At 61.7% G+C, this 15,150-nt stretch carries 14 protein-coding genes; 13 read left to right on the top strand and 1 reads right to left on the bottom strand.

Annotated features, from left to right (window positions below):
- Positions 1 to 319 precede the first annotated feature (319 nt).
- Positions 320 to 1,054, top strand: coding sequence for an oxygen-binding di-iron domain-containing protein (locus D3870_RS18265; protein ID WP_119741377.1), 735 nt, complete (start codon positions 320 to 322; stop codon positions 1,052 to 1,054).
- Between the two features lie 373 nt (positions 1,055 to 1,427).
- Here the strand turns inward: D3870_RS18265 and D3870_RS18275 are convergent, their stop codons facing one another.
- Positions 1,428 to 3,497 carry a TonB-dependent receptor family protein gene (locus D3870_RS18275; RefSeq protein ID WP_242490025.1) on the bottom strand — a complete coding sequence of 690 codons (2,070 nt, stop codon included), beginning with the start codon at positions 3,495 to 3,497 and terminating at the stop codon, positions 1,428 to 1,430.
- Between the two features lie 244 nt (positions 3,498 to 3,741).
- Here D3870_RS18275 and D3870_RS18280 point away from each other — a divergent pair, with 244 nt between their 5' ends.
- The 12 genes from D3870_RS18280 (at position 3,742) to D3870_RS18340 (ending at position 15,075) form a co-directional block, all read left to right on the top strand.
- A complete protein-coding gene (locus tag D3870_RS18280) occupies positions 3,742 to 3,957 on the top strand; it encodes a hypothetical protein (protein WP_119741381.1) in 216 nt (71 codons plus the stop codon).
- Between the two features lie 289 nt (positions 3,958 to 4,246).
- Entirely contained in the window at positions 4,247 to 4,606 is a 360-nt protein-coding gene (locus D3870_RS18285; RefSeq protein ID WP_147375828.1) for a hypothetical protein, read from the top strand.
- A 263-nt stretch (positions 4,607 to 4,869) separates the two neighbouring features.
- Positions 4,870 to 5,814 (top strand): DUF5996 family protein, encoded by a 945-nt coding sequence (locus D3870_RS18290; protein ID WP_119741385.1) that lies wholly within the window; start codon positions 4,870 to 4,872, stop codon positions 5,812 to 5,814.
- A 69-nt stretch (positions 5,815 to 5,883) separates the two neighbouring features.
- Positions 5,884 to 6,009, top strand: a complete 126-nt coding sequence (locus tag D3870_RS18295) for a hypothetical protein (protein WP_422879671.1) — start codon at positions 5,884 to 5,886, stop codon at positions 6,007 to 6,009.
- A 156-nt stretch (positions 6,010 to 6,165) separates the two neighbouring features.
- On the top strand, positions 6,166 to 6,366 hold the full coding sequence (locus D3870_RS18300; protein WP_147375829.1) for a hypothetical protein: 201 nt from the start codon (positions 6,166 to 6,168) through the stop codon (positions 6,364 to 6,366).
- A gap of 197 nt (positions 6,367 to 6,563) precedes the next feature.
- Entirely contained in the window at positions 6,564 to 7,064 is a 501-nt protein-coding gene (locus tag D3870_RS18305) for a GNAT family N-acetyltransferase (RefSeq protein WP_199710706.1), read from the top strand.
- 154 nt (positions 7,065 to 7,218) lie between these two features.
- A complete protein-coding gene (locus D3870_RS18310) occupies positions 7,219 to 7,695 on the top strand; it encodes a chemotaxis protein CheW (RefSeq protein ID WP_119741389.1) in 477 nt (158 codons plus the stop codon).
- 82 nt (positions 7,696 to 7,777) lie between these two features.
- Positions 7,778 to 9,523, top strand: a complete 1,746-nt coding sequence (locus D3870_RS18315) for a methyl-accepting chemotaxis protein (protein ID WP_119741390.1) — start codon at positions 7,778 to 7,780, stop codon at positions 9,521 to 9,523.
- 833 nt (positions 9,524 to 10,356) lie between these two features.
- Entirely contained in the window at positions 10,357 to 10,950 is a 594-nt protein-coding gene (locus tag D3870_RS18320; RefSeq protein ID WP_119741392.1) for a hypothetical protein, read from the top strand.
- 661 nt (positions 10,951 to 11,611) lie between these two features.
- A complete protein-coding gene (locus tag D3870_RS18330; RefSeq protein WP_242490026.1) occupies positions 11,612 to 12,748 on the top strand; it encodes a glycosyltransferase family 4 protein in 1,137 nt (378 codons plus the stop codon).
- A 114-nt stretch (positions 12,749 to 12,862) separates the two neighbouring features.
- Positions 12,863 to 13,726 carry a polysaccharide deacetylase family protein gene (locus tag D3870_RS18335; protein WP_158590505.1) on the top strand — a complete coding sequence of 288 codons (864 nt, stop codon included), beginning with the start codon at positions 12,863 to 12,865 and terminating at the stop codon, positions 13,724 to 13,726.
- Between the two features lie 200 nt (positions 13,727 to 13,926).
- Positions 13,927 to 15,075: a TRAP transporter substrate-binding protein gene (locus D3870_RS18340; RefSeq protein WP_119741398.1), complete on the top strand. Its 1,149-nt coding sequence runs from the start codon at positions 13,927 to 13,929 to the stop codon at positions 15,073 to 15,075.
- Positions 15,076 to 15,150 lie beyond the last annotated feature (75 nt).

The following is a 15,150-nucleotide window of genomic DNA, read 5'->3' on the forward strand; positions in this document are numbered from 1 at the left end:
TCTTTCCCGAATTGCATGTCAACAGGCCCTCGCATTTGCCCGGAATGACGGGATCGGGATCGTCGGGATTTCGCAGGGAGCGCCTGCTCAACTCAGGCTCAGGCATCAGGCATCAGGCACGTGAGCGCGACACGACGGGCAATGTTTCCATTCGGCACGCATGCACATGCACCGGGCCGATCTCGATTTCCTTCATCAAGTTTGAGCGCACGCAAGTCCCGTGAGGTGCGAGTTCCGATCATGGACAGGATAAGCGGCTTGGGCGCAGCCTTGCGCACAGCCGCCGACCGTATCCACATGCATGCGAAGGAGTCAAACCATGCCAGTGATCAACACGCAATCCGGAACCAGCGTCGATGAAATCGCCGACCACATCTTCCGCATCTCGACGCCGGTGCCGCCCTCCGTCATGCCCGGCGGCTTCACGTTCAACCAGTACCTGATCGCCGACGACCGGCCCTTCCTGTATCACAGCGGGCCGCGCCGCCTGTTCGCGATGGTGAGCGAGGCGGTGGCGCATGTGCTACCGCTGTCGACGCTGGCCTATGTCGGCTTCTCGCATGTCGAGGCTGACGAGTGCGGCTCGCTCAACGACTTTCTGCGCGCCGCGCCGCAGGCGGTGCCGGTGTGCGGACGGATTGCGGCGATGGTGTCGATCGGCGACCTCGCCGACCGCGCGCCGCTGTCGATGGCGGACGGCGATCTGCTGGAGCTCGGGCACCATCGCCTGCAGTGGTTCGAGATGCCGCATCTGCCGCATGGATGGGAGAACGTCACGGTGTTCGACCAGACCAGCAACACGCTGCTCTGCGGCGACCTGTTTACGCAGCCCGGGCACGAGCCTGCGCCGATCACGGAGCAGGACATCCTTGAACCGAGCGAAGCGTTTCGTCTGGAGATGGATTACTACGCGCATGCGCCGGATACGCGGCAGATGCTGACGCGGCTTGCGAGGCTGCATCCCTCGACGCTGGCCTGCATGCACGGCAGCGCGTGGGTGGGGAAAGGCGATGCGCTGCTGCTGGAGCTGGCCGAGCGCGTGAGTCCGGGGTGAGCGGGATGCCTGATTGCAGGCGTTGAAAATCAAGACGACGGCAACCTGGTGTTTGCTCCTTCCCCTTCAAGGGGAAGGATGGGATGGGGATGGGTTTTGAGCTGCGGACCTTGTCCCATCCCTTGCTCCATCTCCTGCGATACCGCGCGCCCCGAATGACAGGTCAGGGCCATCGCACCTAAGAGAGCGCCTAACAAAATGATTCTGAGGGTGTTGTGCCGCCTTGCCGTACAGGTCGTACTGTCTGCGGCGGCACCCTTGCAGGGCGCGCACTGGCTTGCATGCCAGCGCCGTTTCGCAGGCGGGCAGCATGCTGCCCGAATTCCCTGCTGCACCCTACTCAGAACCGCTTCGCTTCATTTTGTTAGACGCTCTACAGACCGATCACCACCCCCGCCACAAAGGTCCGTCCCGCCGCCGGTTCGTAGTAGCGCCGGTTCGCTTCGTTGACGATGACCGAGCCGCTGTAGCTGCGGTCGAACAGGTTGTCGACCCGCACGAACAGCCGCGTTTGGGTGCGGCCGACGCGGAAAGTGCGACCGGCATTGAGGCCGAGCGTGAAGTAGCCGGGCGCGGCTTCCGAGTTGATGTCGTTCGCGTAGATGCGGCTCTCCGCGTGCAGCACCGCGCCGACGCTGGTGTCCTGCGAGGGTCGCCAGGTCGCTTCGAGCTGGAAGGTGTGGCGCGCGGTGGCTGGCAGCTGGTTGCCGGCGTTGACCTGGCGTCCGTCGGCGTTGACGAAACCCTGCGTGAAGCTGGCATACAACAGCGTGTAGGCGAGCGACCAGTCGATGCTGCGCCAGCCGGTCCGGGCGCCGAGCTCCAGCCCGTAGCGCCGGACGCCATCGACGTTGCCGAAGGTCGCGCGCCCGCCCTGGTTCGACAGCGGCACGATGTCGTCGTCGGTCATGCTGTAGAACAATGCGGCTTCCAGCGCGAGCGCGTCGCGCTGCATCTTCGCACCGGTTTCGAAGTGGCGGCTGCGCGCCGGCTGCAGGCCGAAGTTGACCCCCGTGCCGCCGGGGCGGTAGGCGATTTCGGTGAAGGTCGGCGTCTCGAATCCGCGCCCGGCATTGGCGAAGACATTGAGCGATTCGCTCGCGCTCCACAGCACGCCCAGCACCGGACTGAACTGACTGTACGACACGCTGCCGCTGTCGTTCGGACTGGCGGCGGTGATGAAGTGATCGTCGACCTTGAAGCGCACGTCGCTGTAGCGCGCACCCGCCAGCAGCTGCACGTCGGGCCGCACGTACGCGCCCAGCTGGCCGTACGCGCCGTACGAGGTGGCGTCGTTGTCCTCGTCGCGCCGCAGCGCGCCCTCGCTGCCGTTGTTGTTGACGAAGCCGCGGCGCTTGTCGCGCATCGCCTCGATTTCCGCGCCCGCGCTCCAGCGCAGCGGGATGCGGTCGCCCGAATCGGGCTGGCGCTGCCAGCCGATGCCGGTGCCGAAGTAGTTGCGGTCCAGATCGACCACGCCGCCGGAACTGGTCGGCGCGACGCCGCTGAAGCCGAGGAATTGCGTGAGCGTGCGATTGCCGGCGTAGGCGGTCAGGCTCAATCTGTCGCGCGCGGTGATGCGCCGTTCGGCCTGCACGCCGAGCTGGTATTGATCGACCGTCTTGCCGGTGTCGAACTGGAAGGCGAGCGGATTGGTCATGCCGGGGTCGCGCTCGAATTCCGCCTGCGTCAGGCCCATCGGATCCTGCGCCTGCGGCTGCGAGAAGCCGTTGATGCCGACGCGTACGGATGTTGCCGCATCCGTCTGCCAGTCCGCGCGCAGATCGAGATAGCGCCGCCGCGCGGCAGAATGCGCGCGCACGCCGTCGGTGGAGAAGCCCTCGGCCGCCGCCTGCAGGCCGAGCGCCGGATTGATGCGCATGCCGCCGCTGGCCATCATCTGCGTGAAGTCGAGACTGCCCGCCGCCAGCCGCAGCGACGCGGTCGGCGTGTCCGGCGCGCGCCGACTCTCGACCAGCAGCACGCCGCCGCCGGCGTTGCCGTACATCTGCGCCCACGGCCCGCGCAGCACCTCGACATGCTGCGCCGACGCGAGATTGATCGTCGATGCCTGGCCCTGTCCGTCGGGCATGGACGCCGGGATGCCGTCCACCAGGATGCGGCTGCCGCGCACGCCGAAGGTGGCGCGGCTGCCGAAGCCGCGGATCGACAACTGCACATCCTGCGAGAAATTCTGGCGGTCGCGGACCGCCATGCCCGGCACACCGGCCAGGGGTTCCGCCACGCTGATGCCGAGCACATTGCTGTTGCGCCAGTCGAGATCGACGCGATTGACCGCCGCCGGCGTATCGAACACGCGCTGTTCGACGCGGCTGGCGCTGACTACCACCGGATCCAGCGTGCGCTCCTGCGCGGCCGCACCAATGGCAAGCAAACATGCGGACAGGGCGGCGACGCGCGCAAGGGGCAGACAGTTGTGCATGAGCATTGAATTTTGACAAGACTGTGTCGGACGAGCGTAACGCACTGTGCATGCAGCGAGCGTGATCAATGTCAATGAAACTTTCGCAATCGCAACGCGACGCGATTTTCCGCCGCAGCACACAGAAAGATGTTCGCAGATCAAACTTGCCGAATGACGCGGCACATAGAATAGTGTCAACAGGAAGGCGCTGCGACGATGCGCAGCCGGCGACAGAACCTCAGACCGATACGGAGAGCGGAACATGCCATTCCAGGAACACACTCGCAGCACAGGCAAGCGCCTGACCTATACCATCGAGTACGACGACGGCGAATACTTCATCCATCGCGACGGCATCATGAAGAAGGCCTTTCCCGATCCGTTGGCGGCCGGCATGGATCCGCACGAGGCCAAGGCGCACCTGATGCTGCGCATGGCGATTGCCGATATTGAATGCCTGAGCGGCATGGATGAATGACACGATTCAGGCGCGATGATCGAGACCTGCAACATTCATGACACCGCTTGTGCTTGTCATTCCATTCCGGCGAAAGCCGGGATGACGAAAAGTCGTCGTGAATTCTGTAGAAATCAATAACGGCACAATAACGACACGATGGGCGCATGCGCCGATCCACCCTGCCTTTCTTGCGTGATTTTTGCGATGCACGCCTTGCTGCCAAGAACTTTTTCCCGCGCGACACATCAATACCCTCATGACCGGCAAGGATGCCGGGTCGCCACACGAAAGCAGGCAGCAGGGAGTCATGGAACACGTATTGAGCATTTTGTATGGCGCATCCGGCATCGCCGCCACTGCCTTGTATCTTCCGCAAATCATCAAATACCATCGCGACCGCGATGCCTGCCAGTCAATATCGCTTCTGACATGGAGCGGCTGGGTCCTCATCACGGCGATCACGATTCTCTACGCGCTATACGTGCTGAACAGCCGGCTCTTCGCGACAGTTGCCGCGATGAATGTGATGGCGCAACTGACCGTGCTCGGCTACGGCATCAACGCGCGTGCCGCCCGGCGTTGCGCGATGTCCCGCAATCCTGCAGCCGGCGCGGCCGATGCCGGTCCGCGTCCATCTGCCATCGCATCAGGTGACGCGAACACCTGATTCCGTCCAGGCAATCCTCGATCCCATCCTCGATCCAATCAGCGCTTGAGAAGGATCAAGCCGCTTGATTTATCGCGCGTTTGATCTCGCTATCAGTCAATGCGTGACATATAAACAAATGCACGATGCGCCGGTTCCTTGCCACCGCATTGCTGCCTGCCCACGCATCGCTTCACGCGAAAGGCGCGTGCATGCGCTGCAACAAGGCGAGAACAGTCCGCGCAATCCCCCTTGCAACAGAATGCACTCGTCTGGAGACCACCATGACGCCTCCCAGCTCGCCGCTGCCCCCATCCCGTTCTGAAGACTGGCCCGACCTGCCTTGGGATGCATGGAAGGACACCTGCGCCACGCTGCACATGTGGACGCAGATCGTCGGCAAGATACGGTTGACGCAAATGCCGTGGATCAACCATTCCTGGCACGTCACGCTCTACGTCACCGCGCGCGGCATGACGACCATGTCCATTCCCTATGGGGCGCGCAGCTTCCAGCTCGATTTCGATTTCATCGACCATCAGCTCTTCATCGAGACGAGCGACGGCGCGGTCCGCACGGTCGCGCTGCGTCCGCGCACAGTCGCCGATTTTTATCAGGAACTGATGGCCGAGATGAAGGATGTCGGCCTCGACATCCGCATCCACACCACGCCGAACGAACTGCCCGATCCCATCCCCTTCGAGCAGGACCGCACCCACGCCGCGTACGACGCGGAATACGCCAACCGCTTCTGGCGCGCGCTGGTGCAGATCGATCGCGTGTTCAAGGAGTTCCGCGCGGGCTACCTCGGCAAGTGCAGTCCCGTGCATTTCTTCTGGGGCAGCTTCGACCTCGCCGTGACGCGCTTCTCCGGACGCACCGCGCCCGAGCATGCCGGCGGCGTGCCGCACTGTCCCGACTGGGTCACGCGCGAAGCCTACTCGCACGAAGTCAGCAGCTGCGGCTTCTGGCCCGGCGGCGACGCCGTGCCCTATCCCCTCTTCTACACGTACGCCTACCCCGAGCCCGAAGGATTCAAGGATGCGCCGGTGCGCCCGCCGCATGCCACCTACCATCCGACGATGTACGAATTCGTCCTGCCCTACGATGCGGTGCGGCTGGCGCAATCGCCGGACACGACGCTGCTGGAATTCATGCAGAGCACGTATGAAGCCGCCGCCAATCTCGGCAAATGGGATCGGGCGGCGCTGGAATGGAAGGAGAAATGATGCGTGCGACGGGCGTGGTGTCATAGCCGTACGGATGATCACCGGCTGCGCCAACTTCCGATTCAGTCCGTGATCTGGCCGTCTTCGAACGCGTCGAAGGACTACGGCTTCATGTACCAGCACGGTTTCGAGGATCTCGACGGGCATCTGTGGGCGCTGGTCCACATGGTGCCGAGCGGCGAGTGCGAAGAATGAGCGTTTCTTGGCTTGCATGACATCAAGCTGTTGCTGTCATCCAGGTAAACGGCAAGCGTGTCCGAGGATGCTGCCGCGATTCGACGCTGCCTGAAACTGTTTCCCGAAACGCGACTCTATTCCTGTTTGAGCGATACAAGACAGAAGGCGCGCATCATGCAGGTACAAATCATTCACGAAGACGCGTACGGCGCGAAAACCGATTTCGGGATTCAGGAACTGGACCAGATGCCGCCGGTGTCGGAGCCGTTTCTCGTGGACAGCCGCACTTATTACACCGCGAAAGCGTACCTCGGCCCCGATGAACGCGGCATGTATCTGTTGATACTGGAAGGCCAGCCGCGACTGGTCGAATAAGGTCCGCAATTCACGTTCGCAATTCCTCGTCCTGATTTCCGAAAGGAAAGCCATCGCCGCGTTTGCGGGGCATGCCTGCAGCGCTTCGGTCCGGCTGATACCATTTCGATGCGCCTGCGCAATGTGCGCACACTGCGTGCATTGCGTGGTGCATGAGTCCCCGCCCGCCGATCGTTCCAATTCAACAAGAACACAGCATGTTTCAGTTTCGCTTGATGCAAGAGTCCGATATCCCCTGCCTGCTTTTCATCCAGAGTGAGTGCTACGCCGCCGAGATGGTGGAAGACGAAGCGACGATCCGCGCACGCTTTTGCGCCGCGCCCGCGTTCGCATGGGTGGCGGAAGACGCTGCCGGCGTGTGCGCGTATTTCGTCGGCTATCCGTCCGAGCTCGGCAAGGTCACGCCGCTCGGCAGCGTCTTTTCGGTGTCGCCCGCACCGACCAGCATGTACTTCCATGATCTGGCGGTGGCGCGCCGAACCGCCGGCAAGGGCGTCGGCTCGGCATTGGCGCGGTTCGCGCTGGAGGCGGCGGCGCTGCGCGGCTTCCGCCATTCATCGCTGGTATCGGTGCAGGGTTCGGCCGTGTTCTGGCGCGCCCTCGGCTACGAGGACTGGCACGGCCTTGATGCGGCACAGACCGGCAATCTGGCCACCTATGCGCAGCCGGCACGCTACATGGTCAAGGCATTGAATTGATCGAATGACAATGCGGGATGATTTTGCCTTGCCGCTAAAGTAATACTCCCTTCCTGCCGTAACTACCAGTGTCGAATGCCTTTCAAGCGCCGCGCATATTGGCGTTTTTGCAAGCATTCATCGATAACGACATCAACATGGAAGGTGGCTTGGGATGCAAAACGAACAACAAAATCAGGGCGGCATCGAAGCACTGGCGTTTACGCTCGGCAGCGAGGAATACGGCATCAACATCCTGAAGGTGCAGGAAATCCGCGGCTACGACGCGGTGACGAAGATCGCCAATGCGCCGGAGTTCATCAAGGGCGTGGTCAATCTGCGCGGCGTGATCGTGCCGATCGTCGACATGCGCATCAAGTTCAATCTCGGCACCCCCACCTACGACCAGTTCACGGTCGTCATCATCCTCAACATCGGCGAGCGCGTGGTCGGCATGGTGGTCGACAGCGTGTCGGACGTGATCACGCTGCCCCCCGAACAGATCAAGCCGGCGCCGGAGATGGGCACCGCGCTGAACACCGACTACCTGATCGGGCTCGGCACCATCGACCAGCGCATGGTGATCCTGGTCGACATCGACCGCCTCATGTCGAGCGCGGAGATGGGCATCATCGAAAAAATCGCCGCATAGCGCACGAGATGGCGTCATCCCTCGCCGGCGCGCCCGACCTGCTGTCACGCGCCGACCCACAACCCAGCAAGATGCGATTGTCATGAACAGAATCTACAAATTACTTATCAGTACGCGTCTGGCCATCGGCTTCGGACTCGTTCTCCTGCTGTCGATCATCACGACGGCGTTCGGCATGTGGCAGCTGCATGCCGTGGCCGACGCAACCAGCCACATGATGGAAAAGCCGCTGGCCAAGGAGCGCATGGTCTCCGACTGGTATCGCAATACCTTCGGCTCGATCCGGCGCACCAGCGCGATTGCGAAAAGCACGGACGACACCCTCGGCAAGTTCTTTGAAAAAGACATCGAGGCCACGACCAGGAGTTCATCGGAGCTGCAAAAGGCGGTGGAGCCACTGCTGGCCGATGATGCAGAGAAGGCGATCTATGCCAGGATCGGCGAGGTGCGCAAGAAATACAGTGCGGCGCGCGATGCCGCCGTCAAGCTGAAGAGCGAGGGCAACGCCGAAGAGTCGAAGCGGATTCTCGAGCAGGAATACCTCCCGCTGTCGGCGCAATACGAAAGCCTGCTGCTCGAACTGCTGACGCATCAGCGCAAGAGCATCGATGCCAGCGCCGTCGCCATCGACGGCGTCTATCGCCAGGGATTGAATCTGATGGCGTTGCTCACCGTGCTGCTGGTCGCGTTCGGCGTGACCTGCGGCGTCGTCATCTCGCGCAGCATCACCGCGCCGCTCAAGATCGCTGCCGATATCGCGACCCGCGTGGCCGACGGCGACCTGACCGGCACCATCGAAGTGAAGTCGACCAGCGAAATCGGCCGCCTGATGCGCGCGCTGCGCAACATGAACGACAGCCTGGTGCAGATCGTCAGCCAGGTGCGCACCGGCACCGATGCGATCGCGACCGGCTCCAGCCAGATCGCGGCAGGCAACCTCGACCTCTCCTCGCGCACCGAGCAGCAGGCCAGCTCGCTGGAGGAAACGGCATCGTCGATGGAGGAACTGACCTCGACCGTCAAGCAGAACGCCGACAATGCGCGCCAGGCCAACCAGCTTGCCGAGTCCGCCTCCGAAGTGGCGAGCAAGGGCGGCGTGGTGGTGTCGCAGGTGGTCGATACGATGGGCTCGATCAACGCATCCTCGCGCAAGATCGTGGACATCATCAGCGTGATCGACGGCATCGCCTTCCAGACCAACATCCTCGCGTTGAACGCGGCGGTCGAGGCGGCGCGCGCCGGCGAACAGGGCCGCGGCTTCGCCGTCGTCGCCTCCGAGGTGCGCAACCTGGCGCAGCGTTCCGCCTCCGCCGCCAAGGAAATCAAGTCGCTGATCGACGACTCGGTCGAGAAGGTCGATACCGGCGCCAAGCTGGTCGACCAGGCCGGCGCGACCATGCGCGAGATCGTCGACAGCGTGCGGCGCGTGACCGACATCATGTCCGAGATCACCGCCGCCAGCCAGGAACAGACCGCCGGCATCGAGCAGGTCAACCAGGCCATCACGCAGATGGACGAGGTCACGCAGCAGAACGCCTCGCTGGTGGAGGAAGCCGCCGCCGCCTCGCAGTCGCTGCAGGATCAGGCCGCCAACCTGGCGCACGTGGTCGGCGTGTTCAAGCTGAATGGGCGGACGGCAGCGCCGGCGCCCGCGCCTGTCATGCAGGAGCGCGCTATGCCGCAGGTGACCGTGCGTGCCGCAGCGTCGATTCCCGCTCCCGCGAAAAAGCCGGCCATCGCAGCAGCAGCCGGCAAGGCCATCGTGGCACCGCAACCGCGCAAGGCTGCGCCCGCGCGCACGAGTGACGATGACTGGGAAGAGTTCTGACGGGGTGTTTCTTCATCGTGGCAGGTTGGGCTGCAAAGCCCAACATCCAAAGATGTCGTGCCGATGGGATGTCGAAGCTTGAACGTCGTGAAGGATTTTCACGATCAGTCTGGCAAATCGGAGTACCTTCTTGCCGATCACTTTCAGCTGTTGCGAAGGTTGGCGAAAGGAATCAGGCCGCCCCGTGCTTTGAGAGAGTTGGGCTTTGCAGCCCAACCTACTGTGCTAAATCACGTTAAATTGAAGCTATGAGAAGCCGAATCGAGTTCATCGTATATTTGCTTGGTGTGATGCTTTTTGGCTTGTTCTATGCACCAGTGAAAGCTTATTTCGGAGGCGGACTCTTGTTTTTCGTTGCCGCAATTGGATATCTCATGGTACTACGAGCGATCGGTTCTTTCGTGAAGCGCAAATTTTAAAACGAGGATAGCCGGGTAGGGTGGGCACGCAGCTCGTAGCTCGTAGGGCGTAGGGCGTAGTAGGGCGTAGGGCGTAGGGCGTAGGGCGGAAAAGCGCAGCGCCTTCCGCCGCATGCCCAACGTTCCTTTGCAGCCTTCATCTTGTTCGGGCTTTCATTCGGATATGCGACCGATAATTTGCGCTGCTGAAGGAGCGTGATTGCGGCAGTTTGGCATGGAGGGGCACGAGCGTGGCACACGGCGGAAGGCGCTGCGCTTTTCCGCCCTACTTGCTGTAGCGTGGGCACGCAGTGCCCACGCGGACACTGAAAAAACATTTGACAAGAAATTACGCCCCGCGCGGTTTCCTGAGTTCGATGTCACGGAGTCGAGTTGGATGGACAGGGTTTGATATCCAATTCAAGTTGGAGCGCTATGGAATCGTTATTCTCTATTCTTCCTGTAACTGTACTTGTTGCCATCGGCATCTTCGTGCTTAAAGAGCTCTTTGAGGGCGTACGTCGCTACCGGGGTGACATACGGAAGAAGAAAGCACTGCGAACACTTCTCGCCAGAGAGTGCGAACTGAACCATTGGACGATCAAGTCTATTCGGCATATCGTTGAGACGATTCGGGATGAATCTGAAAACGGAGCTCAGTTTGAATTCATATTTCCAAAGAATGGCAACGTTCTGTTTCGGGTTAAGCACTCAGACTCTGATTCAAAGAGCGGCTCTGCGTTGGCTGGGACACACCGCGCGGTCATGGATAAGAATCTCCTAGAGGTTGCCACCTTGGACAATAAGCTCTATTCAGTCTTGCAGACCGCATACGATGCCACTGCCCAGCTTGAGCACGTCCGCCAGAGCTTGATTTACTTTGTTGATCCAGAAGATGAGCAAGACAAAATGCACCTCGACGGGTTCGTGCACTATGCTTTAGATGAACTTCAGGATGTTTTTACGAAGATCGAATGCCTTTACAAAGAGTGCACGGACAAGGGTCTTGAGACGTACCGACTACGATAGTGAATCCATAGCCGGTTAAGGTGGGCACTGCGTGCCCACCCTACAAATTCCACTTCATCAAGGATGAGGAAGCGCGGAGCCGGTACGACTTCGATTGCTGCTTCTCGACGCGATAACCACCCGGCAAGGCAAGGCTCGCGACTCGCGGAAAAGATTCTTCACCACGAAGCCCGCGCAGCCGGGTAGGGTGGGCACGCAGTGCCCACGCGGACCGATCAATCATCGAATAGCCACCTTTCTTTTGTCGTCCGCTGCCGCGTGGGCACTGCGTGCCCACCCTACAAAACTCCATTTCATCAAGGATGAGAAAGCGCGGGCTCGGTACGACTTCGATTGCTGCTTCTCGACGCGATAACCACGCGGCAAGGCAAGGCTCGCGAGTCGCGAAAGCGATTCCCCACCACGAAGCCGCGCAGCGACTACCTTGACCGACTGCCCGACCAGAGCATGCGGCACGCTGACCGGGTATTTCTCGCTTATTTCCCCTTTCATCCCGTATCCCCCTTCTAACCTCCCGGCAATTTTGACTCCCGTCAACCTTTATGCATTGCATCGTTTATCGCAAGCATCCAATCAGTAGAATGGGCCAGCGACAAAAGTTGCTGCCAGTCGAGATTTCCTGCAGTCACGCATCACCTCTGCCACGTTACGGAATCAGCCCATGCCAAGAATCGCGCTTGTCACCAACAATCCGCCGCCCTATCGCATCCCGGTATTCGAACGGCTCGGCAACATGCCGGGCGTCGAGTTCCGGGCGATCTTCTGCAGCGAGCGCGAGCCGTATCGGGAGTGGGATCTGCCGCGGCTGCGCTTCGATCACGCCTTCCTGCGCGAACGCTACATCCATGCGAAGGGCCGCTATCTGCACAACAATCCGGATGTCCTTGGGGCACTGAAACGCTTCGCGCCGGAGGTGGTCGTCACCGACGGTTTCTATCCGACCCAGCTGTATGCGTTCGGCCATGCATGGATGAACCGTCTCGCGCATGTGCCGTTCACCGACGGCACATGGCTGTCCGAGCAGGCGCTGGGGAAGCTGCACAGGGCGGTGCGGCGCTTCGTGTTTGCCCGTTCGACCGCATTCCTGTCGGCCAGCGCGGGCGGGCAGCGCCTGTATGAAAGCTACGGCATCGCGGCCGAGCGGTGCTTTCTCTCTCACCTGTGCATCGACAATGAACGCTACGCCGCGCCATCGGTCGAGAACGGCAGGCCTTTCGATTTCATCTTCTGCGGTCGCATGGAGGACGGCAAGAACCCGCTGTTCGCGCTGGAGGTCGCGCAGGCGACGGCGCAGTGCCTCGGGCGCACGGTGCGCATCCTGTTCGTCGGTTCCGGCAGCCAGGACGACACGGTGAAATCGGCGGCGCAGCATGCCGGCATGGTCGATGCGCAGTTCCACGGCTTTGCAACGCAGCGCGAATTGCCGGCGCTGTACCGCTCTGCCCGCGTGTTCCTGTTTCCGACGCGCGCCGATGTGTGGGGCGTGGTCGCCAACGAGGCGTGCGCTGCCGGGTTGCCGGTGATCGTGTCGCCGCATGCGGGTGTCGCCGGCGAGCTGGTGCTGGATGGACAGAACGGCTTTGTCTGTGCGCTGGATGCGAGTCGCTGGGCCGAGCGCGCGGCGCTGCTGCTGACGCATCAAGGCATCTGGCAAGGCTTTTCGCAGCGCAGCCGCGCGCTGGTGGACGGCTATACCTTCGATCGCGCGGCAGCCGGTTTCATGGCGGCCTGTCGCTATACCGTGCCGGCTGGCATACCGGGTCGCATCAAGCTGCCGGTGTCGCGCTACAACGAGTAACCGCAACGCGTTGGCAGCATTTGGCGATCGGCAGACGCTCGATCGCCAATCATGCGGTACATCGTCGCATCACGCGTGCGCCGACAGGAAAACCGAATACGAGGGGAAATGACAATGGGTTTGTTGTTCAGCTGTTCCATCGATGACGGCCATCCGTCAGACTTGAAAATGGCCGAGCTGTTGAGCAAGCATGGCTTGAACGGCACCTTCTTCGTGCCGATCAACAATTCCGAAGGGCCGGACGTGATGTCGCGCGCGCAGATTCGCGACATCGGGCGGCGCTTCGAAATCGGTTCGCACACCCACGATCATCGCCGCCTGATGCAGATGGAGAGCCGCGACGCGCATTACCAGATCATTGAAGGCAAGAAGCGTCTGGAGGACTTGCTGGGCCACGAAGTCGAAGGTTTCTGCTATCCCGGCGGCAAGTACGGTCAGCGCGATGTTGCGCTGGTCAAGGCCTGCGGCTTTTCCTATGCGCGTACCGTGACGAATCTGTGCTTCGACAGCGGCAGCAATCCCTTCGAGATGCCCACCACCGTGCAGTTCTATCCGCACCGCCGCGCCGTCTACCTGCGCAATTACGCCAGCGCCGGCCACTGGCTCAAGCGGCGCGCGGGCCTCGGCGTGGCATTGCGGCACGGCTACTGGCTCAAGCGCATCTATGCGATGTTCGAACATGCGCGCCGGCACGAGACCACCTTCCACCTGTGGGCGCACTCGCGCGACCTCGATCTGCATGACGCGTGGCACGAACTCGATCGCTTCTTCGGCCACGTGGCTGCCCATGTGGCGCCCGCCAGCCGAGTGACCAATGCGCAACTTGCGGCGCAATCCGGCATGCGCCCGCCGCATCCGTCGACCGTTGCGCTGCCGGCGACGATGGTCAAGGCGCAGCTGATGACAATGCCGCTGGAATGGTCCGCCGACAGGGCCATGTTGTTCCAGCTGGCGGAGCAGGTTGCCACGCATTTGTGATGGCGGATGGCGGTTTTTCCGGCATCGGCTGTCCTGTCGCATGGTGCCGGCATTGCAGCCAGGCACAGAGATTGACGCGAGCCTTGCCGGCCAATACATCCCTTTGATATTTATCAAACATCAAGGTCCGTCCGCGATGGATGCTTGTTGTCGGGCACGATTTTCTGCTTGTCCACAACCATTAGAGAGGGGACACCGTCATGAAAAAATCCGTCAAGGCAGCGCCGTCTGCCACTGCTTCGCGTCGCGGTTTTCTCGGCAAGGCCGCTGCGGGCACCGCCACCGCCGTCGCGTTTCCGATGATTGCCACTGCGCAGACGCCGACGCAGATGCGCTTCCAGAGTACATGGCCAAGCAAGGACATCTTCCACGAGTTCGCGCTCGATTACGCGAAGAAGGTGAATGACATGACCGGCGGCGAAATGAAGATCGAGGTGCTGCCGGCGGGTGCGGTGGTGCCCGCGTTCGGCCTGCTCGATGCGGTGTCGAAAGGCACGCTCGACGGCGGCCACGGCGTCGTCTCCTACCATTACGGCAAGAATCCGGCGCTCGCGCTGTGGGGTTCCGGTCCCGGCTTCGGCATGGATGCCAACATGCTGCTGTCGTGGCACAAGTACGGCGGCGGCAAGGAGCTGCTGGTGAAGGTTTATCAGGCGGTCGGCGCGAATGTGCAATCCTTCCTCTACGGACCGATGCCGACGCAGCCGCTGGGCTGGTTCAAGAAGCCGGTCACCAAGGCCGAGGACATGAAGGGTCTCAAGTTCCGCACCGTCGGCATTTCGATCGACGTCTTCACCGGCCTCGGTGCTGCCGTCAATGCGCTGCCCGGCGGCGAAATCGTGCCGGCGATGGATCGCGGCCTGCTCGATGCGGCGGAATTCAACAATGCCAGTTCCGACCGCTTGCTCGGCTTCCCCGACGTCTCCAAGGTCTGCATGCTGCAAAGCTTCCATCAAAACGCGGAACAGTTCGAAATCCTGTTCAACAAGACGAAGTTCGATGCCTTGCCGCCCAAGATGCGCGCGATCCTCGAGAATGCAGCCGAGGCGGCGTCCGCCGACATGTCATGGAAGGCGGTCGACCGCTATTCGAAGGATTACCTCGAGATGCAGACCAAGAGCGGCGTGAAGTTCTACAAGACGCCGGATGCGGTGCTGCAGCGGCAGATCGAAATCTATGACGAGGTGGCGGCGAAGAAGTCGGGCGAGAATCCGCTGTTCAAGGAAATCACCGAGTCGCAGAAAAAGTTTGCCGAACGTGCATTGCGCTGGGACCTCGACACCAACGCCAACCGCCGCATGGCCTACAACCACTACTTCGGCAAGAAGGCGCCCCCCAAGAAGACCTGAGTCCGGCAGCAAGGGAAATGCGCGCCTGCGTGAGGCGAGATGCGCCGCACGCAGGCGGCGCGTCCACTTGCGCGT

The sequence above is a fragment of the Noviherbaspirillum cavernae genome (assembly GCF_003590875.1).
In the GTDB taxonomy this organism is placed as follows: Bacteria; Pseudomonadota; Gammaproteobacteria; order Burkholderiales; family Burkholderiaceae_D; genus Noviherbaspirillum; species Noviherbaspirillum cavernae.